This is a genomic window from Flintibacter faecis, assembly GCF_014287875.1.
Lineage (GTDB): Bacteria > Bacillota > Clostridia > Oscillospirales > Oscillospiraceae > Lawsonibacter > Lawsonibacter faecis_A.
In genome coordinates this window covers 265,914-289,505 of sequence record NZ_JACOPN010000001.1, presented here as the reverse complement: position 1 = coordinate 289,505, position 23,592 = coordinate 265,914, and the positions used below count along the sequence as shown (strand labels likewise).

Genomic DNA, 23,592 nt, shown 5'->3' with positions numbered 1-23,592 from the left:
ACATATCACCTTTCACTCAAAAGCTGATACATCCTCATCAGCTCCGCCACACAGGCGCTTTCGCTGTTCAGCTTTCCCCAAAAGCCGTATGCCTGCATCACGGCCTTGTCGTTCTGCTGGTGGGCCTTGCGCAGTTCCGGGGGCATGGTGGCCTCGTCATACAGGTCGGCAAGACTGCAATCCGGGTAAAGCTCCCGGGCATCCAAAATCGCCTGTGCGGTCTGCTCGATCCTGGACTTCTGCTCGTCCGTGGGCGTGGGCCAGGGGAAGTTATTGTAAACCACATCTTTAGAATAGCGATATCGCATTTCTAAGCGACCACACACGGCCCGCATCCATGCCATGTGGACATTAGAGGTCAGAATGCCGAAGTGGTACAGCGTTGCATCTGGAATTGTAATGACAAGGTTTGTGGCAATAGTTTCTTTGTCCAAAAATCCAATGGGAACATACTTTCGGCGTTCAGAAGAGACTGCGGGAACAACGATAAAAGTGTCTGGATTATTGATTTCTCTGAATTGTGTCGGACAATCAGCCAGTTTGCGGCGGCCTGCATCTGGTGCATTTTCGCGGTCTGCTTTACATGCTTCTACTCGCTTCATGACCAATGGCATTTTCCGTAATTCAGCGGGGCTAACGCCGACTAGCCACAAGCACCAGCGTTTTTTATTGTTAATAAATTCAGCAGCACCAATCAGTTGTTTGATATACGGCTTTGCAGAGGGTTCTTCTTTAATAAAGTCAGCATAGTCGGCATCTTCAATGATTAAGTGCCCACCATCGGCCGGACGATTTCCAGTTGTCATTAGGGGAACATTGCAAAGCGGTTTATTTCGACTACCGATGAATACATTTGGTGCATCCATCAAATAAGCGTTGATATTTTCTGCTTCCTGAACTCGCTCACTGGTAAAAAGCCACTTTTTTTCGGTGAAGGGTGCCACGCTGAATCCCACGATCACACAATGCACATGGGCTTTCAGGCTGGCTTCGCTGTCCCAGCGGAAGGTGCGGTGGGCGAAGTCGATGTGGATGCCGAAGCGGTCATAGAGGGGTTTCCAGACACCAGCCACCTGCTCCCCCTGGGTGATGGAGTTGGTGGACACAAAGGCGGTCCTGATGGGGGTATCCTGCATATATTGGGACGCTTTGAAATACCAGCCGGAGACGTAGTCGATTTTTCCGGCGGTCTTATAGGGCTTTCCTTTTTCATCCACATAAATGGACAGAATATCCTCTTTTTGTTCTTTGCTCTGCAAAGAGTAGCCCACAAACGGCGGGTTTCCCATGATGTAGTTCAATTTTTCCTTGGGTACAACATCCTCCCAGTTCAGGCGCAGGGCGTTGCCCTCGGTGATGTTGGCGTAGGATTTCAGGGGGAGGAAGTCGATCTGATGGGCGACGATGTCCTCGGTCTCTTTCAGCATCTGGCTCTCCGCGATCCACAGGGCGGTTTTGGCCACGGTGGCGGCGAAGTCGTTGATCTCGATGCCGTAGAACTGGTGGATGGAGACCTGGACCGGGTTCAGGGCCCCTTCGCCCCAGGCCACCTGACCGGCGACCTGGTATCCGTGCCGGCCTTTGTCCAGAATGATCCGCTCTTCAATGACCTGGTTTTCCAGCCGCCGCAGGGAGATATAGCTCTCGGTGAGGAAGTTGCCGGAGCCGCAGGCGGGGTCTAAGAAGGTCAGGCTTGCCAGCTTGTCCTGATAGGCGGCCAGCCGTGTCTCCCGGGTCCGCTCCACCGGAATGCGTTTGATCTCCTCCAGCTCGGCTTTCAGGCCGTTTAAAAACAGGGGGTCGATGACCTTGTGGATGTTCTCGATGCTGGTGTAGTGCATCCCGCCGGAGCGGCGGGTGTCCGGGTTCAGGGTACTCTCGAACACGGCGCCGAAGATGGTGGGGCTGATGGCGGACCAGTCAAAGTCCTGGCTGGCCTTGGAGAGCAGCAGGCTTTTCAGCTCTTCGGTAAAGGGCGGGATCTCGATATCCTCGTCGGCGAACAGGCCGCCGTTGACATAGGGGAAGGCGGCCAGGGTGGGGTTGTCGTCAAAGAGGTATTTGTCCCGGTCCTGGGGCTTTTGGTCCAGGGTGCGGAACAGCTCCACCAGGGCCTTTCGGATGCCGTGGGCGGGGATGTCCCTCAGATAGTCGTGGAACATATCCCGGCGGTGGTTGAAAATGCCCGCATCCTCGGCATACAGGCAGAACACCAGCCGGACGCACAGGGCGTTCAGGCTTTTCAGCGTCTTTGGGTCGGTGGGGTCTTTGTACTGCTGCAAGAGGGCATCGTACAGCACGCCCACCAGCTCGCCGGCCTGGAGAGAGACCTTTTCTTCATGCTTGATGGCATCGCTGCCGGTGTTCACCAGGAAATTCAGCTTGGAGCAGTCTGCGGCCAGGTCGGCCAGGGTCAGCACCTCCGGCTCCCCGTTGGGGAAGTTCATGTCGTGGACCTCAAAGGTCTGGAAGTTGCACACCACGATCCACCGGGGCTGCTCCGACTGGGGCAGATAGGCCCCATACCGCCGGGCCTGCTGATAGGGGGACAGGAGGGAGCCGTCGGACTGCTTATAGCCCCGGGTCAGCACGATGTCCCTGCCCTTCTGCTCCACCAGCACCCGGGTCTGGGGGATGTAGCCGTCGATGAATTTGGTGGTGCGCTTCCCCGTGCGGGGGTCATCCACCTCCACACGGCGCTCGAAGCTGATGTACTTCTCCGGCTCCTCCACCCCAAAGACCTTTTGCAGCAGCGCCAGCCAGAACGCCTGGGTCTCCTGCTTCTCGTCCCCGCGGTCCTCCCAGTCCGCCGCAAATTGTCTTGCCGCCGCCCGCTGCTGCACGTCCGTCATGGTGTAAGCCCTCCTGAATTCGTGTTTTCTGGCAATATCATACCATATTGCGGCAGAGTTGGAAAGCGGGGAATCAAAAATGCCCCCGGGCAACGGCTCTCACACCGTTGTCCGGGGGCGCTGCTGTTCTATGCGGCGGTCAGCCGTTCTGCCGGCCGTTGTCCTCGGGTTTCTCCTCCGGGGCGCTCTGGGGCTGGGCGGGAGTCTCAGGCTGGGTCTGGGGCTGGTCCGCCGGGGTCTCGTCTTTCTGACTGTCCTGCTCGCCCTGGTCCTCCTCCTGAGGAGCGGGGGCGGGGATGCTCTCGCTGACCATGTGGATGTTCCGGGCGGGGGGCTCGATGTCTCCGGGCAGGGGCCGCTGGCGGCTGTGGGTGGAGGCGTAGGCATCCTCTACCAGGGCGGGGTCCCGGCCCTGGATGATGGCCACCATCTCGCCACCGGTGATGGTCTCCTTCTCCAGCAGATAGGCCACCACCTTGTGCATGTCGTCCATGTTCTCTTTCAGCAGCTCCACCGCGTCTTTATAGCACTGCTCCAAAATGAGCTTCACCTGCTTATCCATCACGGCGGCGGTATCCTGGGCGCAGTCCAGGCCATAGCCCCCGTCCAGATACTGGCTGCGGACAGAGCCCAGGGCCATCATGCCGAACTCGTCGCTCATGCCGTACATGGCCACCATGTTTCGGGCGATGTTGGTGGCCTCCTGAATGTCCTGAGAGGCCCCGTTGGTCATGGTGTGCAGCACCACTTCCTCGGCGGCCCGGCCACCCATGGAAACGGTGATCTTGGCCATGAGCTCCTCCCGGGTGCGCAGGTTGGTCTTGTCCTCCTCGGGCATCAGCAGGGTATAGCCCAGGCTGCCCTCGGTGTGGGGGACGATGGTGATCTTCTGCACCGGCTCGGCATTTTTCTGCTTGTAGGCCACCATGGCGTGGCCCACCTCGTGATAGGCCACCAGCTTCTTTTCAAACTCGGTGAGGACGGAGTTCTTCTTCTCGCTGCCGGCGATGACAAACTCGAAGGAGGCCAGCAGGTCCTCCTGGGTGACCAGGCGGCGGCCGTTGCGCACCGCCCGCAGGGCGGCCTCGTTCACCAGGTTGGCCAGGTCTGCGCCCACGCAGCCGGCGGTGGCCAGGGCGATCTTCTTCAGATTCACGTCCTCGGCCAGCTTGATCTTCCGGGTGTGGACCTGAAGGGTGGCCATGCGCCCGGCCAGGTTGGGCCGGTCAATGGTGATGCGCCGGTCAAAGCGGCCGGGCCGCAGCAGGGCCTTGTCCAGCACCTCGGGCCGGTTGGTGGCGCCCAGGACGATGACACCCTTGCCGGGGTCAAAGCCGTCCAGCTCGGCCAGCAGCTGGTTCAGGGTCTGCTCCCGCTCGTCGTTGCCGCCCATGCGGTTGTCACGGGATTTGCCGATGGTGTCGATCTCGTCGATGAAGATGATGCAGGGGGCCATTTTGCTGGCCTCTTTGAACAGGTCGCGGACACGGGACGCGCCCACGCCCACGAACATCTCCACAAAGTCAGAGCCGCTGATGGAGAAGAAGGGCACCCCGGCCTCGCCGGCCACGGCCTTGGCGAGCAAAGTTTTGCCCGTGCCCGGAGGGCCCACCAGCAGCACGCCCTTGGGCAGCTTGGCACCGATGTCGGTGTATTTCTGGGGGTTGTGGAGGATGTCGATGATCTCCTGCAGGGACTCCTTGGCCTCGTCCTGACCGGCCACGTCCCGGAAGGTGACCCCCGTCTTTTTCTCCACATAGACCTTGGCGTTGGCCTTGCCCACGCCGCCGAGGCCGCCCATGCCGCCCTTTCCGCCCACGCCCCGGAACAGGAACATCATGGCGCCCACCATGATGACCACGGGCAGCAGATAGGACAGCAGCAGATACATGATCTGGGTGGAGCTGTCCACCGGCTTGTCATAGTAGTCCACGCCGTGGGTCCCCATCAGGGAATAGAGCTCCAGGTCGGCCACCGGGGTGGGGGTGGTGACATAGACGGTCTCCCGGTCCTGATTACCCATCCAGCTGTAGAAGATGGAGCTGGTGGAGCTGGTCTGCTCGGGCACCTCCACCGTCACGCCCTCTTTCAGGGTGATGGTGTATTTGCCCGACTGCATCAGCACCCGGTCCACCTTGTCCTGCTGCACCCACTCCTTAAAGGTGGAGTAGTCCACCTGCACCTCGTTGGCGCTGGCATAGGACGAGGAGCAGCTGCGGAACAGGAAGGTCAGCACCAGCGCCCACAGGATCAGCGTGATGAGACCGAACGTATTTCTTTTGTTGTTCCCTTTGTCTGGCTTCAAAGGAGTATACCTCCCGACACTGAAAATTAAATCATGCAGAGACTGCGCAATTTATCCTATATCATACCACACCCCGCCGGTAAAAACAAGAAACGGCGGTGTAAACTTTCTGTGAAAGTAAAAGAAAACCAGATTGACAGGATAGTACAAAAGAAATATGATGGATTTATCCGAAATCGCATGAGGGGAGCGGATAAGCATGGATCAGAATGCCCTTGAACGCCGGGAAAAGCTGCTGAAACTGCAAGAGGAGCTGCTGGTCGTGGAACAGGACCGCCTGGCCGGGCGGTCCGGCTGCACGCTGGAGGAGCTGGAGGCCCATCTGGACCGGATCATAGCAGAGACGTAAAAAATAAAACAACAGGGGAGACCGCCGGCTGGTGCGGTTTCCCCTTTGTTTTTGAAAATTTTTCTTTTCCCCGGCGGGCAAATGTGCTATACTCTCCCATGTATGCAAAACTGATGAGAATTGGGAGGAACCCCCTATGGATACCAGAAAGCCTCTGCGCCGCTCCGCTCCGGTGGAGACGGAAAACGACGGCATCATCGAGGGCCGCAACGCCGTGGTCGAGGCCCTGCGGGCCGGCGTGACCATCGACAAGATCTATATTTTAAAAGGTGAGACCGATGCCACCCTGGGCCACATTGCCTCCACCGCCCGGGAGAAGGGCGTGGTGGTGGTGGACGCAGACCGGCGGAAGCTGGACGGCATGAGCCGCACCCACTCCCACCAGGGCGTGATCGCCGTGGCCGCCGCACGGGAGTACGCCAGCGTGGACGACATCCTGAACATCGCCCGGGAGAAGGGGGAGGCCCCCCTGATCGTGGTGTGCGACGAGCTCAGCGACCCCCACAATTTGGGCGCGGTCATCCGTACCGCCGACGCGGCGGGGGCCCACGGGGTCATCATCCCCAAGCGCCGCTCCGCCGGACTCACCGCCGTGGTGGCCAAAACCTCCGCCGGAGCCGTGGCCCATGTGCCCGTGGCCCGGGTGCCCAACATCACCGCCCTGCTCAAGCAGCTCAAGGACGAGGGCGTGTGGGTGTTCGGCACCGCCGCCCAGGGGAACACCAGCCTGTATAAGGCCGATCTAAAGGGCCCTGCCGCCATTGTCATCGGCAGCGAGGGGGACGGCATGAGCCGTCTGGTGGCGGAGAACTGCGACTTCACCGTGTCCATCCCCATGTTCGGCAAGATCAACTCCCTGAACGCCTCTGCCGCCGCCGCCGTGCTGCTGTATGAGGCGGTGCGCCAGCGTACCGGCAACTAAACCGCCCCACGGGGCCAGCGAGGAACATCCATGAGTGACCGCAAGGACGAAAAACTGAATAACGGCGACCTGCGGGAGATCAAATCGCTGATCGGCGACGCGGACAGCGGCGGCTTTTCCCTGGACGATATCCTGGCCGAGTTCGGAGGAAACCCCTCCGCCCGGCCCGGGGGCATCCCCGTCCGGCCAAAACGGGATAGCCGGGACGGCCGGGACAAGGTAGTCGCCTTCCCCGGCGCAGCCAAACAGCCGGAGCCGGAAGAAGAGCCGGACGAAGCGGAAGAACAGCCGGAGACACCGGGGGAGGAGGACACCGGCAAATGGCCGGAGGGGGATGCTGACGAAGCGTCTGACGATGCCCCGGAGGACGAGGAGCAGCCGGAGGACGAGACGGACGAATCTGCCCAAGACGACCCTGAGGACGAAGGAGCCGACGAGGAGGAGCCTGGTCCCAACGGCGGCGATGACCGCATCGTGGAATTCCCCCAGCCGGAGAGCATTCTGTCCGCCTTTCTCAAGCGCCTGGGCCGCAAGGCCGACGACTACGCCGACCAGATGTATGCCGAGGACGAAAATACCGACCTGGACGAGGTCCACCGCCTGGAAAAGCTCATCCCCGGAACGGATCGGGAGGAGCACCGGGAATTTGACCTGGGCCGTCTGCGCAAGGCCCGCCCGCCGGAGCCGCCGCCCCCGGACACCGACCCCCACGACCTGGCCAAGACCTATAGCCGGGGGCTGAAAGCCCTGCGCCTGCGGGTGCTGGTGGTGGCCATACTGTTTTTCGCCGCCCTGGCCCAGCTCATCGTGCCCGCCGCAGGCCTGGTGTGGCTGCCCCCACTGGACAGCGCCGCCGTCCAGTGCTGGGGGGCGGCGGGCCTGATGGCATTGGGGACCCTGCTGGGGCTGGACGTGCTATTCGCCGGACTGGGCCGGGCCTTCCGCGGAAAGGTGGGTATGGACAGCCTGGCCGCCCTGGCCTGCCTCACCACCCTGGGGGACGGCGTGGTCCTGGCCCTCTCCGGGGACCAGACCGCCCGGCTGCCCTACACGGCGGTGGCTCTGGCTGGCCTGTGGTGTCAGCTCCACGGCAGCTACCACAAAAAATGCGCCCTGCGCCTGTCCTGCCGCACGGCGGCGGCCTCCTCCCACCCCTACCGGGTCACCCTGGACGAGGGAAAGTGGAACGGCCGGGACACCTATGCCAAGTGGTCCGGGGACTGCCGGGACTTTGGCAGCCGCATCCAGATGGATGACGGGGCCCAGCTCGTCTTTCGGCGCTATTGCCCCCTGCTGCTGCTGGGGGATATCCTGCTGGCCGTATTGGCCACGGTGGGCCGGGGCCGGAGCTTAGACCTTTTATGGGGCATGTCCGCCCTGTTCTGCGCCACCGCCGCCTTTGGCGGGGCATTGGTCTATGGCCGCTCCTTCCACAAAATCGCCCGGCGGCTCATCCAGAGCGGCGGAGCCCTGGCCGGCTGGCCCGGGGCGGCCTGTGCCCGGCAGGGCGACCGGGTGCTCCTCACCGACGGGGACCTGTTCCCGCCGGGGTATGTGGAGCTCAACGGCTATAAGGTCCTGGGGGACTTCCCCATGGAGCGGGTGGTGGCCTACACGGCCACCCTCATCCGGGACTCGGGCAGCGGCCTGACCAAGCTGTTCCACGACCATTTAAGAGCCCTGGGTGGACTGATGCGCAACGCCGACCACCTGCAGTGCTATGAGGGCGGCGGCCTGTCCGCCAACATCCGGGGCGACCAGGTGTTGGTGGGCTCGGCGGCCTTTATGAACCTGATGGAGGTCTCCCTCCCCGTGGGGCTGAATGTGAAAAACGCCGTATTCTGCGCCATCGACGGGGAGCTGGCGGGTATCTTCGCCCTGAGCTACACCCTGCCCGACACAGTCTTCCCCTCCATCGAGGAGCTGATGCGGGAAAAAGTCGGCCCTGTGCTGGCCACCCGGGATTTCAACCTGATCCCCGCCATGCTCAAGCAGCGCTTTAAGCTGGCGGCGGATAAAATGGACTTTCCCCCCGTGGAGCGGCGGCGGGAGCTGTCCGATCCCGACCAGAGCCACAGCGACCAGCTGGTGGCCCTGCTGTGCCGGGAGGGGATCTACCCCCTGGCCGAGTCCGTCACCGGCGCCCGCCGCCTGCGGTGGGCCACCGTGGTGGGGGCGGTGCTGTGCTGCGTGGGCTCCACCCTGGGCCTGCTGCTGGCCGCCTATCTGGTATCCGCCCAGGCCTATGGCTCCCTGTCCCCTCTGAACCTGCTCATCTTCCTTATCACCTGGCTGGCCCCCGTGTGGTTCTTGTCCGGGTGGGTACACCGGTATTGAACCGGGCGATTGCAAAGCGAAAGGACGGCTGCTGTGATTCGTGATATCACAGCAGCCGTCCTCTGATCCATGGTCTCCATAACACTGGGACAATACGGCAGTGCGCCGATAAACTCTTTTTTGACAGTCTCGATCCCCCAGCGGTTTACTGGCCGCTGGGGATTGACAAACTTCCAAATCATGTTATACTAAAGACAAAGGGAGGCGCTGCCGGTAGACGGGAGCCCCTCTATGGATTACAAAAGGAAGTAATCGTTAGCGGGGCAAGCTAAGGCGATTACTTCTTTTTGTTTATCTGGACGACCAGAGAAATGATGCTGACGATCAGAATGCCGAACTCAAACAGGTCGGAATAAGTGACCATGACATCACCCCCCTCCTAAGTAGTGGAGGAGGAACAAGAAGAAGCGGCCTCCTCCCAAAAAGGAGGGGCCCCGCCTACCGAACTACGGGCAGCGCCAGCGCATATCCACGCGCCAGATATATTATAGCATATTATGAAAAATCTGGCAAGAAAAACTGCTGCGCACAGCGCCGGTCCAATACAAAAGGTATTACCGGAAGTGAATATTCCGTTTTGGAGCATAAAACCAGACGCTTTTTCATGCCGTCCCATGTTGGGGCGGCATTTTTGCTGCCATTTTACATTTTACAAAGGTTTAACGTTGCGCTGGTTTTGCATTTTACAATGGGCCGGTATACTGTGGGCTGTAAGGTGAAAGCCAAAGAAAACACGGGCGGCAGACAGCCGCCCCACAGTAAGGAGAATTACTATGAAAAAGTTATTCAGTCTTGCCCTGGCCGCCGCCATGGCTCTGTCCATGCTCACCGGCTGCGGCGGAAACAGCGGCAATGCGAACGATACCAACGGCTCCGATGCCCAGGGCAGCCAGGCCGGCCAGACCGAGCAGCTCAGCGGCGTGGTGAACACCAACGGCTCCACCTCCATGGAGAAGGTGATGCAGGTGCTCATCGAGGCATTTCAGGAGCAGCAGCCCAACGTCACCGTGAACTACACCGGTTCCGGCTCCGGCGCCGGCGTGACCTCCGCCATCGACGGCACCGCCGATCTGGGCCTTGCCTCCCGCGCCCTGAAGAGCGAGGAGGAGGGCAAGGGCGCTCAGGCCCATATTGTAGCCCTGGACGGCGTGGCCATTGTGGTCAACCCCGAGAACACCGTGGAGGACCTGACCGTGGATCAGATCGCCCAGATCTTCAAGGGCGAGATCACCAACTGGAAGGACCTGGGCGGCACCGATGAAGAGATCGCCGTATATGGCCGTGAGGCCGGTTCCGGCACCCGGGGCGCCTTTGAGGAGCTGGTGGGCGTGGAGGATGCCTGCAAGTACCTGAACGAGTACTCCTCCACCGGCGATGTCATCGGCAACGTGGCTTCTAACCCCAGCGCCATCGGCTATGCCTCCCTGTCCGCTGTGCGCGACAATGTGAAGGCCGTGAAGGTGAACGGCGTGGACTGCACCGAGGCCACCGTGCAGGACGGTACTTATGAGATCCAGCGCCCCTTCGTGATGATCACCAAGGACGGCACCCAGCTGAGCGATGCGGCCCAGGCTTTCCTGGACTTCGCCATGAGCGCCGATGCCGCCAGCCTGATCGCCCAGGCCGGGGCTGTACCTCCCGCCGCAAAGTAACAAGCAAACGATCTGGGGGAACACGCAGGCCCCGGCTTGCGTGTTCCCCCTGTGTCTGACGATAGAAAGGTGGATATCACCGTGATACGAACCAGAAAATTGGACCCCCTGGAAAACGCCATGCAGCTGCTGTTCTTCCTGTGCGGGGCGGTGGCAGTGGCATTTGTGCTGGTCATCACCGTGTACCTGGTGGTCTCCGGGCTGCCCGCCATCCAAAAGGTGGGGCTGGGCAACTTCCTGTTGGGAACGACCTGGGCCTCGGCAAGCAAGACCGATCCCCAATATGGCATCCTGCCCTTTATCCTCACCTCCATCTATGGCACCGCCGGGGCCATCCTCATCGGCGTGCCCGTGGGCTTTTTGACGGCCATGTTCCTGGCCAAGGCCGCGCCGGCCAGGCTGGCGGCGGTGGTCCGTCCTGCGGTGGACCTGCTGGCGGGCATCCCCTCGGTGGTCTATGGTATGGTGGGCATGGCGGTACTGCTGCCCGGCATCCGGGGCCTGTTTCACCTGAAGGCCGGCGACACCCTGCTGGCCGCCATTCTGGTGCTGGCGGTGATGATCCTGCCCTCCATCATCTCGGTGAGTGAGACCGCCCTGCGGGCGGTGCCCCGGGAGTATGAGGAGGCCAGTCTGGCCCTGGGGGCCACAGAGATGGAGACCTATTTCCGGGTGAGCGCCCCGGCAGCCAAAAGCGGCATCGCCGCAGCGGTGGTGCTGGGCGTGGGCCGGGCCATCGGCGAGGCCATGGCCATCATGATGGTGGCGGGCAACGCGGCCAACATGCCCGGTCTGTTCAAAAGCGTCAAATTCCTGACCACCGCCGTGGCCAGCGAAATGTCCTATGCCGCCGACGGGTCATTGCAGAAGATGGCCCTGTTCTCTATCGGACTGGTGCTGTTCCTGTTCATTATGATGATCAACGTATTTCTGAATCTGGTGTTAAAGCGGGAGAAGGAGTGAGGAGTATGGAGAGCGTCAACTGTGTAACGGCGGACAAGACCGCCGTGTTAGAGCGGGAGCGGACTGGCTGTGCCATGAGCCTGAACCGACGGGTATATGACCGGGGAATGCGGAGCCTGCTGTGGCTGAGCGCCGGGATCACCTGTGCCCTGCTGGTGTTTCTGATGGGCTATATCCTGCGGCGGGGCATCCCCCAGCTGAGCTGGCAGTTCCTCACCTCGTCCGAGTCGGTGCTCAAGGGCACTCTGGGCATCCTGCCCGCCGTCTGCAACACCCTGTATGTGGTGTGCGTCACCCTGTGCATCGCCCTTCCCCTGGGCGTGGGGGCGGCAGTGTACCTCACCGAGTACGCCACCAACCACAAGCTGGTCTCCGCCATCGAATTTGCCGCCGAGACCCTGTCCGGCATCCCCTCCATCCTGTACGCCCTGGTGGGCTATCTGGCCTTCTGCAAGACGCTGGGCCTGGGCTACTCCCTGCTGGCGGCCAGCCTGGCCCTGGCCATGATGAACCTGCCCACCATCATCCGCACCACCCAGGAGTCCTTGAAGACAGTGCCCCAGTCCTATCGGGAGGGGGCTCTGGGCCTGGGCAGCGGCAAGTGGCACATGATCCGCACGGTGGTGCTGCCCAGCTCCATCGACGGCATCGTCACCGGCTGCATCCTGGCCGTGGGCCGCATCGTGGGCGAGTCCGCCGTGCTGCTGTATGTGGGCGGCATGGGCAACGCCATGAACGACTTCTTCGCCAGCCCGGACAAGTTCCTCCACAGCTCCGGCGCCACCCTGACGGTGCAGCTGTATGTCTTTGCTAAGGAGCGGGCCATGATGGACCCGGCCTTCGCCGTGGCGGTGGTGCTGCTGGTGCTCACCCTGGCTATCAATCTGGCGGCCAAGGCGGCGGGTAAAAAGCTGAGACAGAAGCAATAAGCGCCGCAAGAATTTGCGGACATAAGGAGTTTTATGTGTATGGAAAACACCATTCTTTCCGCCCGTGATCTGAACCTGTACTACGGGGAAAATCATGCGCTGAAGAACATCAACATCGACATTCCCGCCAACGAGATCACCGCCCTCATCGGCCCCTCCGGCTGCGGAAAGTCCACTTTTCTGCGCACCCTGAACCGGATGAACGACCTGATCCCCATCGTGAAGATCACCGGCTCGCTGACCTATCGGGGCCAGGAGGTCTATGCCCCGGACCAGGACGTGACCGACCTGCGCAAGCACATCGGCATGGTGTTCCAAAAGGCCAATCCCTTCCCCATGTCCATCTATGACAACGTGGCCTATGGCCCCCGGACCCATGGCATCCGCAGCAAGGTAAAGCTGGACGAGATCGTGGAGGAGTCCCTGCGGGGGGCGGCCATCTGGGACGAGGTGAAGGACCGGCTGAAAAAGTCCGCCCTGGGCCTGTCCGGCGGCCAGCAGCAGCGGCTGTGCATCGCCCGGGCTCTGGCTGTTAAGCCCGACGTGCTGCTGATGGACGAGTCCACCTCTGCCCTGGACCCCATCTCCACATCTAAAATCGAGGACCTTGCCGCCGAGCTGAAAAAAGATTATACTATCGTCATGGTGACCCACAACATGCAGCAGGCGGCCCGCATCTCTGACAACACGGCGTTTTTCCTGCTGGGCGAGCTGGTGGAGTTCGGCAAGACGGACCAGGTATTCTCCATGCCCCGGGACAAGCGCACCGAGGATTACATCACGGGGAGGTTCGGATAACCATGAGAGACCGTTTTCACGAACAGCTGCAGCAGCTCAGCGAGGCGCTGATCACCATGGGGGCCCTGTGCGAGGAGGCCATCTCCGATGCGGCCAAGTCCTATTTCACCGGGGACCGGCGGCTGGGGGAGCGGGCCGGACAGCTGGAACAGCAGATCGACCAGCAGCAGCGGGACATTGAAAGCCTTTGTATGCAGCTGCTGCTGCGCCAGCAGCCGGTGGCCCGGGACCTGCGGACCATCTCGGCATCCATGCGCATGATCTCGGACATGGAGCGCATCGGCGACCAGGCCGCAGACATCGCGGAGATCGCCCGGGACGTGCAGGCGGGCAAGCTGGCCGACGAGACCCCCATGGGAGACATGGCCCGCACCGCCATCAGCATGGTGACGGACAGCGTGGATGCCTTTGTCCGGGAGGACCTGGACCTGGCCCACCAGGTCATTGCCCGGGACGACCGGGTGGACCAGCTGTTTTTGAATATGCGGAAACAGCTGGCCAATATGATCGGCCGGGGAGAGGATGCCTCCGCCTGCCTGGATATGCTGATGATCGCCAAGTATTTCGAGCGCATCGGGGACCATGCCTGCAACATTGCCCAGTGGGTGGAGTATGCCCTCACCGGCCAGTATGAGGACGACTGAAGGCGCTTTTTGACAGGAGTTTTGAACGGATATGATCTACGTTCTGGAGGATGATGCCAGCATTCAAAAGCTGGTGGTTTACACGCTGAACAGCCAGGGCATGGAGGCCCGGGGCTTTGACCGCCCGTCCCAGTTCTGGAGCGCCCTGGCCCTGGAAAAGCCGGAGCTGGTGCTGCTGGATATTATGCTGCCCGAGGAGGACGGCCTGCAGGTGCTGAAAAAGCTGCGGGCCGACCCGGCCACCCGCCGGACCCCGGTGCTGATGCTCACCGCCAAGAGCACCGAATATGACAAGGTGCTGGGCCTGGACCAGGGGGCGGACGACTACATCGCCAAGCCCTTTGGGATGATGGAGCTGATGGCACGCATCCGCACCGCCCTGCGCCACGCCGGGGGCCGGGAGGAGCCGGAGAACGTCTATCGCCTGGGACAGCTGTATGTAGACCCGGGCCGCCACATCGTCCGGGACGGGGAGCGGGACGTGGCCCTGACCCTGAAGGAGTTCCAGCTTCTGTGCCTGCTGCTGGAGCATCGGGGGACCGTGTTCACCCGGGACCAGCTGCTGAACACCATCTGGGGCTATGAGTTCGACGGGGCAAGCCGCACCGTGGATGTCCATATCCGCACCCTGCGCCAGAAGCTGGGGGAGTCCGGCGGCTGCATCGAAACGGTGCGGGGCGTGGGCTATAAGATCGCCGAGGGCTGAGCGTAAAAGCGGCCCTGGGCAGAATGGAGCGAGAAAATGGCCGCGAAGATTTTTAAAAACGCCATGACGGTGGGCCTTGCCGTGTTTCTGCTGTCGGTGGCCCTGTTCATGGGGATGCTGTACCAGTATTTCGGCGACCAGCTCACCCGGGAACTGGCCACCGAGGCGGCCATGGTGGCCCAGGGCGTGGAGACCACGGGCCGGGACTACTTAGACACGCTGAATGTATCCAGCCGGGTGACCTGGGTGGACAAGGACGGCACCGTGCTGTATGACAACCGGGCAGACCCCGCCCAGATGGAGAACCACGCTGACCGGGCGGAGATCCGCCAGGCCATGCTGGCCAGCCAGGGCACGGCCCAGCGGGAGTCGTCCACCCTGTCCCGCCGGACCTACTATGCCGCCCGCCGGTTGAGCGACGGCACGGTGATCCGCCTGGCCAGCGCTCAGTCTACGGTGGTGGTATTGCTGGCCTCTATGATCCAGCCGCTGCTCATTATTCTGGTGCTGTCCATGATTTTGGCGGCGGTGCTGGCCTCCCGGCTGGCCAAGGGCATCATCCGCCCCATTCTGGACCTGGACCTGGAGGAGCCGGAGCAGTGCCGGGGCTATGACGAGCTGGCCCCCCTCATCACCAAGATCCGCCGGCAGAACGACACCATCCGCTGTCAGATGGATGCCATGCGCCAGCAGCAGCGGGAGTTTGCCACCCTGGCGGAGAACATGTCCGAGGGGGTGGTGCTGCTGAATACCAAGGGGCGCATCCTGTCCTATAACTCCGGGGCCCTGCGCCTGCTGGGGGCGGTCAGCCCCGCCGAGCAGGCCAGCGTCCTCACCCTGGACCGCAGCGATGCCTTCCGCACGGTGGTGGAGCGGGCCCTGGCCGGTCAGCGGGCCCAGGGCCGGCTGGAGCGGGGAGAGCGGTGTGTCCAGCTGCTGGCCGACCCGGTGTTCCACGAGACCCAAGTGGAGGGCGCAGTGCTGGTGCTGGTGGACATCACCGCCCAGGAGCAGGGGGAGCGGCTGCGGCGGGAGTTTACCGCCAATGTCTCCCACGAACTGAAAACCCCTCTCACCGCCATCTCCGGCATGGCGGAGATCATCAAAGACGGTATTGTCAAGCCCGAGGATATCAACGGCTTTGCCAGTGACATCTACCGGGAGAGCCAGCGGCTCATCGCCCTGGTGGAGGACATCATCCACCTGTCCCGCCTGGACGAGGGGGGCGACGGGCTGAAGATGGAGCCGGTAGACCTGCTGGAGCTGGCCCGTCAGACAGCCGGCCGCCTGGAGCCGGTGGCCCGGCGGGCGGAGGTGTCCATCCAGGTGAAGGGCAGTCCGGCTAAGGTCTGTGGGGTCCCCGCCGTGCTGGACGAGATGGTCTTCAACCTGTGCGACAACGCCGTGAAGTATAATCAAAGAGGGGGCTCCGTCACCGTTTCGGTGGAGCCGGGGGAACACGAGACCGTCCTCACTGTGGCGGACACGGGCATCGGCATCCCGGACCAGGACCGGGACCGGGTATTCGAGCGGTTCTACCGGGTGGACAAAAGCCACTCCCGCCAGATCGGCGGCACCGGCCTGGGGCTTTCCATTGTGAAGCACGCCGCCGCCCTCCACGATGCCCGCATCGACCTGGACAGCGCACTGGGCAAAGGCACGACTATCCGCATCCGCTTTCCCAAGGAACAAAAGCAATGATCGCCGCCGCCGTTCGTCATCTCTTGACGGACGGCGGCCTTTCCTTTATCATGGAGAAGCAATTCTATTCTTATGTATGGTAAAGGAGCCTATTATGGATCTTTGCAACATCAATGAGATCAAGGCGCTGTTGGCCCGGAACGGCTTTCGCTTCTCCAAGTCCATGGGTCAGAACTTTCTCATCCAGGCCTGGGTACCCGAGGACATCGCCGCCGCCTCCGGCGCAGGGCCGGGTACGGGCGTACTGGAGGTGGGACCGGGCATCGGCCCTCTCACCCGGCAGCTGGCCCGGCGGGCGGACAAGGTGGTGTCGGTGGAGCTGGACCGGGCCCTGCTGCCCATCCTGAAGGAGACCCTGGCCGACTGCCCCAACGCGGAGATCGTCCCCGGTGACATTTTAAAGACGGACATCCCAGCCCTGGTGGGAGAGAAATTTGCCGGATTGACGGCGGTGGCCTGTGCCAACCTGCCCTATAATATCACCACCCCCGCCATCACCGCCCTCATCGAGGCGGGTTGCTTTGCCTCCATCACGGTGATGATCCAGCGGGAGGTGGCCCGGCGCATCTGCGCCAGACCGGGTACGGGGGACTATGGGGCTTTCTCGGTGTTCTGCCAGTATCACACCGACCCGGAGCTTTTGTTCGACGTGCCCCCCGACTGCTTCATTCCTGCCCCGAAGGTGACCTCCTCCGTGCTGCGCATGGTCCCGCGCAAGCCGCCGGAGGAGGTGGACGACCCGGAGCACTTCTTCCGGGTGGTGCGGGCCGCCTTTGCCCAGCGGAGAAAGACCCTGGTCAATGGATTGTATGCTGCGTTCGGACAGCAGCTGACCAAGGAGCAGCTGGCAAATATCCTCACCGGCTGCGGTCTGCCCGCCGATGTGCGGGGGGAGCGGCTGGGTATTCCCGAATTTGCAGGAATATCGAGAAAAATCCGTCAGACCCAGGGGTGATTTTCGGCGCTTTTCCACAGGGCTGAATCTTGCCTTTCTCCCCCGGATAGGGTAAAATGAACCATAGTATGAAGTGAATTTGCAGACTGAATGGCTGAAAAACTTCATCGGGCGGCTCTGACCGCAAAAGGTGCGGCCCGTCTTTTGCACAACAAATCAAGGAGGAACTGTTATGGAAACTTATGGTTTGGAATCTCTCGGGATCGTCAATCCCAGCGCTGTTTACCGCAACCTCACCCCCGCCAAGCTGGTGGAGAAGGCCCTGTGCCGCGGCGAGGGCAAGCTGAGCGCCACCGGCGCGCTGTGCGTGACCACCGGAAAGTATACCGGCCGCTCCCCCGACGACAAGTTTATTGTTGACTCCAAGGGCGTGCACAACGACATCGCCTGGGGCAAGGTGAATGTGCCCACCACCCAGGAGGTCTTTGATGCCCTGTATGAGAAGATGGTGGCCTATCTGCAGAACCGGGAGATCTTCATCTTCGACGGTTATGCCGGTGCCGACCCCAAGTATACCAAGGCCTTCCGCATCGTCAACGAGCTGGCCTCTCAGAACCTGTTTATCCACCAGCTGCTGCTGCGGCCCACCGAGGAGCAGCTGAAGAGCTATGTCCCCGACTTCACCATCATCGCCGCCCCCGGCTTTAAGTGCGTGCCCGAGCGGGACCACACCCACTCCGAGGCCGCCATCATGATCGACTATGAGAAGAAGCTGGTCCTCATCGCCGGCAGCCAGTACTCCGGTGAGATCAAGAAGTCCGTCTTCTCCGTGATGAACTATCTCATGCCCAAGCAGGGCGTGTTCCCCATGCACTGCTCTGCCAACATCGGCGAGGCGGGCGACTCCGCCATCTTCTTCGGTCTGTCCGGCACCGGCAAGACCACCCTGTCCGCAGACCCCAACCGCAAGCTCATCGGCGATGACGAGCACGGCTGGGCCGACGACTCTGTGTTCAACTTCGAGGGCGGCTGCTATGCCAAGTGCATCGACCTGACCGAGGAGCGGGAGCCTGAGATCTACCGGGCCATCAAGTTCGGCTCTCTGGTGGAGAACGTCATCATCGACGAGGAGACCCGCCAGGCCGACTATGCCGACGGCTCCCTCACCGAGAACACCCGCGTGGGCTATCCCGTGGACTATATCCCCAACGCCGCCATCCCCGGCATCGGCGGCACGCCCAAGACGGTGATCTTCCTCACCGCCGATGCCTACGGTGTCATGCCCCCCATCTCCAAGCTGAACGCCAAGCAGGCCCAGTATTACTTCGTGTCCGGCTTTACCTCTAAGCTGGCCGGCACCGAGCGTGGCATCACCTCCCCCGTGCCCACCTTCTCCACCTGCTTCGGCGCGCCCTTCATGCCCCTGGACCCCTCCGTCTATGCGGAGATGCTGGAGAAGAAGGTGCAGCAGTCCGGCGCCAACGTCTATCTGGTCAATACCGGCTGGTGCGGCAACAGCGGCAAGCGCATGAACCTGAAGTATACCCGTGCCATGGTCACCGCCGCCCTGAACGGTGAGCTGGAGAAGGCCCAGTTCGTCACCGACCCCTATTTCGGTGTTCAGGTGCCCACCTCCTGCCCCGGCGTGCCCGACGAGCAGATGATCCCCGCCAAGCAGTGGGGCGACGATCAGGCCGGCTATGAGAAGAAGGCCAAGGAGTTGGCCCACTCCTTCGTGGAGAACTTCAAGAAGTATACCCACATGCCTGCGGACGTGGTGGCCGCCGGTCCCAAGGCTGAATAAAACGACGAAAGAAAGCCTTTAAATTTGTGAAAGGAAGGGTGTTCCCGTGGGACACCCTTCCTTTTTTAAGCTCAAAAATCGGCAAAATGAGTAAAGTTTCGCAACACAAATTTGCCATACTATTTCGATATAGCAAATATACAATACAAGTTCTTTTCTTTGGGGGTGTTTTCTGTTAAAATGTGCCCATAGGAAAAAGAAGTCACCAAGATGTGTAACGACGATTTTCACAAATTTCATAGAAAGAAGGAACTATAATGACAGCCAACGAAGCCATGACCATTAAGCTGGACTACGACCTGCCTGAGTATCCCAAGATGGATCCTCAGTATCGTCGTGCTCCCCGCCGTGAGTCCCACCTGTCCGAGTCCGACAAGGCTCTGGCCATCAAGAACGCTCTGCGTTACATCCATCCCGACCATCACGAGCAGATGGCCAAGGAGTTCGCTCAGGAGCTGGAGGAGCACGGCCGTATCTATGGCTACCGCTTCCGTCCCGAGGGCAAGCTGTACGGCAAGCCCATCGAGGAGTACAAGGGCAACTGCACCGAGGCTAAGGCCTTCCAGGTCATGATCGACAACAACCTGGACTTCGAGGTCGCTCTGTATCCCTACGAGCTGGTCACCTACGGCGAGGCCGGTCAGGTCTGCCAGAACTGGATGCAGTATCGTCTGATCAAGAAGTACCTGGAGGTCATGACTGACGAGCAGACTCTGGTCGTGATGTCCGGTCACCCCCTGGGCCTGTTCCACAGCCACAAGCTGGCCCCCCGCTGCATCATCTCCAACGGTCTGATGATCGGTATGTATGATGATCAGAAGAACTTCAACCGTGCCGCCGCTATCGGCGTTGCCAACTACGGCCAGATGACCGCCGGCGGCTGGATGTACATCGGGCCCCAGGGCATCGTCCACGGCACCTTCAACACCCTGCTGGGTGCTGGCCGTCAGAAGCTGGGCATCCCCGAGGATGGCAACCTGGCTGGCAAGCTGTTCGTCTCCGCCGGTCTGGGCGGCATGTCTGGTGCTCAGGGCAAGGCCGCTGAGATCGCCGGCGCTGTCTCCATCATCGCCGAGGTCGACCTGTCCCGCATCATGACCCGTTACAACCAGGGCTGGGTCAGCGAGAAGTCCGACAACCTGGACGAGGTGCTGGAGATGACCAAGAAGCACCTGGCCGACAAGACTCCCTGCGCCATCGCCTATCACGGCAACGTGGTGGACCTGCTGGAGTACCTGTATGAGAAGGACATCCATGTGGATCTGATGTCCGACCAGACCTCCTGCCACATGGCTCACGACGGCGGCTACTGCCCCCAGGGTCTGACCTTCGAGGAGCGCACCGAGATGCTGGACAAGGACCCCGAGGAGTTTGCTAACCGCGTTGACGCCACTCTGCGTCACCACTATGAGATGATCTGCAAGTTCCACGAGAAGGGCACCTACTTCTTCGATTACGGCAACGCCTTCCTGAAGTCCGTGTACGATGCCGGCGTGCAGAGCATCTGCAAGAACGGCGAGAACGACCTGGACGGCTTCGTCTTCCCCTCCTACGTGGAAGACATCCTCGGGCCCTTCCTGTTCGACTTCGGCTATGGTCCCTTCCGTTGGTGCTGCCTGTCCCGGAAGCCCGAGGACCTGGACAAGACCGACGCGGCCGCTGCCGATTACATCAAGGCTCACAACCGCCGCTATCAGGATCACGACAACTATGTCTGGCTGCGTGATGCTAAGAAGAACAAGATGGTCGTCGGTACCCAGTGCCGCATCCTGTATGCCGATGCTATGGGCCGCATGAACATCGCTCTGAAGTTCAATGAGATGGTCCGCAACGGCGAGATCGGCCCCGTCATGCTGGGCCGTGACCACCACGATACCGGCGGAACCGACTCCCCCTTCCGTGAGACCTCCAACATCAAGGACGGCTCCAATGTCATGGCTGATATGGCTACCCAGTGCTACGCCGGCAACGCTGCCCGCGGCATGAGCCTGATCGCCCTGCACAACGGCGGCGGCGTTGGTGTCAGCAAGTCCATCAACGGCGGCTTCGGCATGGTGCTGGACGGCTCCGAGCGCGTGGACCAGATCCTGAAGATGTCCATGCCTTGGGACGTTATGGTCGGTGTTTCCCGCCGCGCCTGGGCTCGCAACGAGAACGCTATGCCTGTCGTTGCCGAGTACAACAAGATGTACGAGGGCAAGGATCACATCACCCTGCCTTACATCAATGAGAAGGACGACGAGTACATCGCCGAGGCTATGAAGGCCCTGAACATGTAATTGTCGCTGTCATACGGCAAAACTCCAAAAAGGGGCCCGTTTTCGGGCCCCTTTTTCTTATCAAAACAAATATCCGGGCGGCGTTTGGCCGCCCAGGCTGCGCTTGCTGAAGCGCAAGGAGGTTTCATTATGGGAAACATTCTGGTTAAAAACATCGGTATGCTGGCCACCCCCCAGGGCAAGGCCGCCAAGAAGGGCGCGGAGCAGGGCCAGATCCAGATCCTGAAGGATGCCTGGGTCCTGGTGAAGGACGGGGTCATCGACTCTGTGGGCACCGGTGCGGCCCCCGCCGCCCCCGGCGCTGAGGTCATCGACGCCCAGGGCAACCTGGTCACCCCCGGTCTGGTGGATGCCCACACCCACCTGATCTTCGGCGGCTGGCGTCAGAACGAGCTGGGCATGAAGCTCCATGGCAAGACCTATCTGGAGATCCAGAACGCCGGCGGCGGCATCCAGTCCACCACCAACGCCACCCGCAAGGCCACCGAGCAGGAGCTGGCCGAGAAGGCCACCAAGGCCCTGAACGAGATGATGGGCTTTGGTGTGACCACCGTGGAGGCCAAGAGCGGCTACGGTCTGGCCACCGACCACGAGCTGAAGGCCCTGCAGGTCATCAAGGACCTGAACGACCACCACCCCATGGACGTGGTCGCCACCTTTATGGGCGCCCATCTGGTCCCCGCCGAGTATAAGAGCAACCGTGCCGAGTACATCCGCCTGGTGTGCGAGGAGATGATGCCCAAGGTGAAGGAACAGGGCATCGCCAAGTTCTGCGACGTGTTCTGCGAGGCCGACACCTTCTCTGTAGAGGAGTCCCGCCAGGTGCTGGAGGCCGGCCTGAAGTACGGCCTGCGGCCCAAGATCCACGCCGACGAGATCGAGGCCATCGGCGGCTCCGTCCTGGCCGGTGAGATCGGCGCCATCTCCGCCGAGCACCTGATCGTCTGTCCCCCTGAGGGCATCGCCAGCATGGCCAAGGGCGGCACCATCGCCTGCCTGCTGCCTGCCACCAGCTTCAACCTGGGCTCCACCTTCGCCCCCGCCCGGGACATGGTGAATGCCGGTGTGGCCGTGGCCATGGCCACCGACTTCAACCCCGGTTCCTGCCCCTGCCTGAATCTGCAGTTTGTCATCAACTTGGGCTGCCTGAAGTATAAGCTGACCCCCGAGGAGGTCCTCACCGCCGTCACCCTGAACGGTGCCGCCGCCATCGACATGGCCGACCAGGTGGGCTCTGTGGAGGCCGGCAAGAAGGGCGACCTGGTCATCTGGGATGCCCCCGACCTGGATTACATCTGCTACCGTGTGGGCAGCAACCTGGCCAAGACCGTGATCAAGGCCGGCAAAGTGATGTAAGTTCTCCCGTTTTGGGAAAAAGAGTATATGGGAACAGTTGGGCGGACGGCTTAAAAAACCGCCGCCCAACTTCTTTTTTACCATGGTTTTTGTCGGAAAATAGGGAAGAGAATTGACTTTGCTTCCCCATCGGATATAATACAAAAAATGGTCTGCCTGTAATAGGCCAAAAGAAAAAGAGGATAAATAGGAAAGGATGACCCACAATATGGAAAGTTTGACCCCTGCGGAGATCGCAGCCAAATACGCTGCAGCCGGTGAAGGAAAGGCCAAGCGTGCCACCTCGCTTTTGGTGGTCCTGGGCATTCTGGCCGGAGCACTCATCGCTCTGGGCAGCGCCGCCACCAACACCGCTGTCTATGGAATCGAAGAAATCTGGACCGCCCGCACCATCTGCGGCCTGCTCTTCCCCTTCGGGCTGGGCATGGTGGTCATCATGGGCGCAGAGCTGTTCACAGGCAACTGTCTGATCACCATCTCCGTGCTGGACCGCCGCTGTACTGTGGGCCAGATGCTGCGCAGCTGGGTCATCGTCTATCTGGCCAATTTGGTGGGCTCCCTGCTGGTGGCCGCCGGCTGCGCCTGGTTTGGCCAGATGAACTACTCCGGCGGGGCCCTGGCGCTCTACACCATGAAGGTGGCCCTGGGCAAGTGCAATCTGCCCTTCCAGAACGCGGTGGTGCTGGGCATCCTGTGTAATTTCCTGGTATGCCTGGGCGTGCTGATGGCCATGTCCGCCAAGGACAGCGCCGGGCGTATTATCTCGGCCTTCCTCCCGGTGTGCTACTTCGTGCTGTGCGGCTTTGAGCACTGCGTGGCCAACATGTACTATATCCCCGCCGGTCTGATGGCCAAGGCGGTCCCCGCCTATGCCCAGCTGGCAACGGAACGGGGGCTGGACCTGTCCGCCCTGACTGTCTCTAATTTCGTGGTGAAGAACCTGATCCCCGTGACCATCGGCAACATCCTGGGCGGCGTGATCCTGTCCTGGCTGATGTGGTTCTGCTATCTGAGAAAGAAAAAGTAAATGTTTTGCCCCGTCTGGCCCCGTCCAACCGGACGGGGCCCTTTCTTTTGACTTGTATGGGATAAAATTTTTA

Annotated in this window: 18 protein-coding genes; 15 read left to right on the top strand and 3 right to left on the bottom strand. The window is 61.2% G+C overall.

The annotated features are described in order from the left end of the window. Window positions 1–5 precede the first annotated feature (5 nt). Together H8S55_RS01310 and ftsH are read right to left on the bottom strand one after the other, a co-directional pair. Window positions 6–2,852 carry a class I SAM-dependent DNA methyltransferase gene (locus H8S55_RS01310; protein ID WP_186877478.1) on the bottom strand — a complete coding sequence of 949 codons (2,847 nt, stop codon included), beginning with the start codon at window positions 2,850–2,852 and terminating at the stop codon, window positions 6–8. 139 nt (window positions 2,853–2,991) lie between these two features. Then, window positions 2,992–5,157, bottom strand: coding sequence for an ATP-dependent zinc metalloprotease FtsH (gene ftsH / locus H8S55_RS01305; protein WP_186877477.1), 2,166 nt, complete (start codon window positions 5,155–5,157; stop codon window positions 2,992–2,994). Window positions 5,158–5,356: 199 nt separating this feature from the next. On the opposite strand from ftsH, the gene H8S55_RS01300 reads away from it, so the two are divergent. The 3 genes from H8S55_RS01300 to H8S55_RS01290 all read left to right on the top strand — a co-directional run bounded on the left by H8S55_RS01300 (window position 5,357) and on the right by H8S55_RS01290 (window position 8,765). Next, the gene (locus H8S55_RS01300; protein ID WP_243200415.1) at window positions 5,357–5,506 is read left to right on the top strand and encodes a hypothetical protein; all 150 of its coding nucleotides are present in this window, start codon (window positions 5,357–5,359) and stop codon (window positions 5,504–5,506) included. 136 nt (window positions 5,507–5,642) lie between these two features. Beyond that, on the top strand, window positions 5,643–6,428 hold the full coding sequence (gene rlmB, locus H8S55_RS01295) for a 23S rRNA (guanosine(2251)-2'-O)-methyltransferase RlmB (protein ID WP_147560619.1): 786 nt from the start codon (window positions 5,643–5,645) through the stop codon (window positions 6,426–6,428). Between the two features lie 30 nt (window positions 6,429–6,458). Continuing rightward, window positions 6,459–8,765 carry an HAD family hydrolase gene (locus H8S55_RS01290; protein ID WP_186877476.1) on the top strand — a complete coding sequence of 769 codons (2,307 nt, stop codon included), beginning with the start codon at window positions 6,459–6,461 and terminating at the stop codon, window positions 8,763–8,765. Window positions 8,766–9,042: 277 nt separating this feature from the next. Here the strand turns inward: H8S55_RS01290 and H8S55_RS13990 are convergent, their stop codons facing one another. Then, complete coding sequence (locus H8S55_RS13990) at window positions 9,043–9,129, bottom strand: putative holin-like toxin (protein ID WP_227144644.1); 87 nt, start codon at window positions 9,127–9,129, stop codon at window positions 9,043–9,045. A gap of 409 nt (window positions 9,130–9,538) precedes the next feature. On the opposite strand from H8S55_RS13990, the gene H8S55_RS01285 reads away from it, so the two are divergent. From H8S55_RS01285 to H8S55_RS01230, 12 genes are all read left to right on the top strand, one after another. Then, window positions 9,539–10,417 carry a phosphate ABC transporter substrate-binding protein gene (locus H8S55_RS01285; protein ID WP_186877475.1) on the top strand — a complete coding sequence of 293 codons (879 nt, stop codon included), beginning with the start codon at window positions 9,539–9,541 and terminating at the stop codon, window positions 10,415–10,417. A 120-nt stretch (window positions 10,418–10,537) separates the two neighbouring features. Then, window positions 10,538–11,380, top strand: coding sequence for a phosphate ABC transporter permease subunit PstC (gene pstC, locus H8S55_RS01280; RefSeq protein WP_147560859.1), 843 nt, complete (start codon window positions 10,538–10,540; stop codon window positions 11,378–11,380). Window positions 11,381–11,454: 74 nt separating this feature from the next. Then, window positions 11,455–12,309 carry a phosphate ABC transporter permease PstA gene (gene pstA, locus H8S55_RS01275; RefSeq protein ID WP_243200433.1) on the top strand — a complete coding sequence of 285 codons (855 nt, stop codon included), beginning with the start codon at window positions 11,455–11,457 and terminating at the stop codon, window positions 12,307–12,309. 39 nt (window positions 12,310–12,348) lie between these two features. Further along, the gene (pstB, locus tag H8S55_RS01270; protein WP_147560613.1) at window positions 12,349–13,107 is read left to right on the top strand and encodes a phosphate ABC transporter ATP-binding protein PstB; all 759 of its coding nucleotides are present in this window, start codon (window positions 12,349–12,351) and stop codon (window positions 13,105–13,107) included. A 2-nt stretch (window positions 13,108–13,109) separates the two neighbouring features. Then, a complete protein-coding gene (gene phoU / locus H8S55_RS01265; protein ID WP_186877474.1) occupies window positions 13,110–13,751 on the top strand; it encodes a phosphate signaling complex protein PhoU in 642 nt (213 codons plus the stop codon). A 31-nt stretch (window positions 13,752–13,782) separates the two neighbouring features. Then, the gene (locus tag H8S55_RS01260) at window positions 13,783–14,457 is read left to right on the top strand and encodes a response regulator transcription factor (RefSeq protein WP_186877473.1); all 675 of its coding nucleotides are present in this window, start codon (window positions 13,783–13,785) and stop codon (window positions 14,455–14,457) included. Between the two features lie 36 nt (window positions 14,458–14,493). Beyond that, on the top strand, window positions 14,494–16,158 hold the full coding sequence (locus H8S55_RS01255; protein ID WP_186877472.1) for a sensor histidine kinase: 1,665 nt from the start codon (window positions 14,494–14,496) through the stop codon (window positions 16,156–16,158). 94 nt (window positions 16,159–16,252) lie between these two features. Beyond that, window positions 16,253–17,113, top strand: coding sequence for a 16S rRNA (adenine(1518)-N(6)/adenine(1519)-N(6))-dimethyltransferase RsmA (gene rsmA / locus H8S55_RS01250; RefSeq protein WP_186877471.1), 861 nt, complete (start codon window positions 16,253–16,255; stop codon window positions 17,111–17,113). A gap of 172 nt (window positions 17,114–17,285) precedes the next feature. Next, the gene (pckA, locus tag H8S55_RS01245; protein WP_186877470.1) at window positions 17,286–18,857 is read left to right on the top strand and encodes a phosphoenolpyruvate carboxykinase (ATP); all 1,572 of its coding nucleotides are present in this window, start codon (window positions 17,286–17,288) and stop codon (window positions 18,855–18,857) included. 257 nt (window positions 18,858–19,114) lie between these two features. Continuing rightward, the gene (hutU, locus tag H8S55_RS01240) at window positions 19,115–21,136 is read left to right on the top strand and encodes a urocanate hydratase (protein WP_186877469.1); all 2,022 of its coding nucleotides are present in this window, start codon (window positions 19,115–19,117) and stop codon (window positions 21,134–21,136) included. A gap of 129 nt (window positions 21,137–21,265) precedes the next feature. Further along, entirely contained in the window at window positions 21,266–22,492 is a 1,227-nt protein-coding gene (gene hutI / locus H8S55_RS01235) for an imidazolonepropionase (protein WP_186877468.1), read from the top strand. Window positions 22,493–22,700: 208 nt separating this feature from the next. Further along, on the top strand, window positions 22,701–23,519 hold the full coding sequence (locus tag H8S55_RS01230) for a formate/nitrite transporter family protein (protein WP_186877467.1): 819 nt from the start codon (window positions 22,701–22,703) through the stop codon (window positions 23,517–23,519). Window positions 23,520–23,592 lie beyond the last annotated feature (73 nt).

What these genes read in the sequence shown, in the direction of transcription:
- rlmB (WP_147560619.1), top strand. Translation starts at nt 5,643, where the DNA reads ATGGATACCAGAAAGCCTCTGCGCCGCTCCGCTCCGGTGGAGACGGAA.
- H8S55_RS01230 (WP_186877467.1), top strand. Translation starts at nt 22,701, where the DNA reads ATGGAAAGTTTGACCCCTGCGGAGATCGCAGCCAAATACGCTGCAGCC.
- H8S55_RS01255 (WP_186877472.1), top strand. Translation starts at nt 14,494, where the DNA reads ATGGCCGCGAAGATTTTTAAAAACGCCATGACGGTGGGCCTTGCCGTG.
- H8S55_RS01290 (WP_186877476.1), top strand. Translation starts at nt 6,459, where the DNA reads ATGAGTGACCGCAAGGACGAAAAACTGAATAACGGCGACCTGCGGGAG.
- pstA (WP_243200433.1), top strand. Translation starts at nt 11,455, where the DNA reads ATGAGCCTGAACCGACGGGTATATGACCGGGGAATGCGGAGCCTGCTG.
- H8S55_RS01310 (WP_186877478.1), bottom strand. Translation starts at nt 2,852, where the DNA reads ATGACGGACGTGCAGCAGCGGGCGGCGGCAAGACAATTTGCGGCGGAC.
- H8S55_RS01260 (WP_186877473.1), top strand. Translation starts at nt 13,783, where the DNA reads ATGATCTACGTTCTGGAGGATGATGCCAGCATTCAAAAGCTGGTGGTT.
- H8S55_RS01300 (WP_243200415.1), top strand. Translation starts at nt 5,357, where the DNA reads ATGGATCAGAATGCCCTTGAACGCCGGGAAAAGCTGCTGAAACTGCAA.
- hutU (WP_186877469.1), top strand. Translation starts at nt 19,115, where the DNA reads ATGACAGCCAACGAAGCCATGACCATTAAGCTGGACTACGACCTGCCT.
- hutI (WP_186877468.1), top strand. Translation starts at nt 21,266, where the DNA reads ATGGGAAACATTCTGGTTAAAAACATCGGTATGCTGGCCACCCCCCAG.
- rsmA (WP_186877471.1), top strand. Translation starts at nt 16,253, where the DNA reads ATGGATCTTTGCAACATCAATGAGATCAAGGCGCTGTTGGCCCGGAAC.
- H8S55_RS13990 (WP_227144644.1), bottom strand. Translation starts at nt 9,129, where the DNA reads ATGGTCACTTATTCCGACCTGTTTGAGTTCGGCATTCTGATCGTCAGC.
- H8S55_RS01285 (WP_186877475.1), top strand. Translation starts at nt 9,539, where the DNA reads ATGAAAAAGTTATTCAGTCTTGCCCTGGCCGCCGCCATGGCTCTGTCC.
- pckA (WP_186877470.1), top strand. Translation starts at nt 17,286, where the DNA reads ATGGAAACTTATGGTTTGGAATCTCTCGGGATCGTCAATCCCAGCGCT.
- phoU (WP_186877474.1), top strand. Translation starts at nt 13,110, where the DNA reads ATGAGAGACCGTTTTCACGAACAGCTGCAGCAGCTCAGCGAGGCGCTG.
- pstC (WP_147560859.1), top strand. Translation starts at nt 10,538, where the DNA reads ATGCAGCTGCTGTTCTTCCTGTGCGGGGCGGTGGCAGTGGCATTTGTG.
- pstB (WP_147560613.1), top strand. Translation starts at nt 12,349, where the DNA reads ATGGAAAACACCATTCTTTCCGCCCGTGATCTGAACCTGTACTACGGG.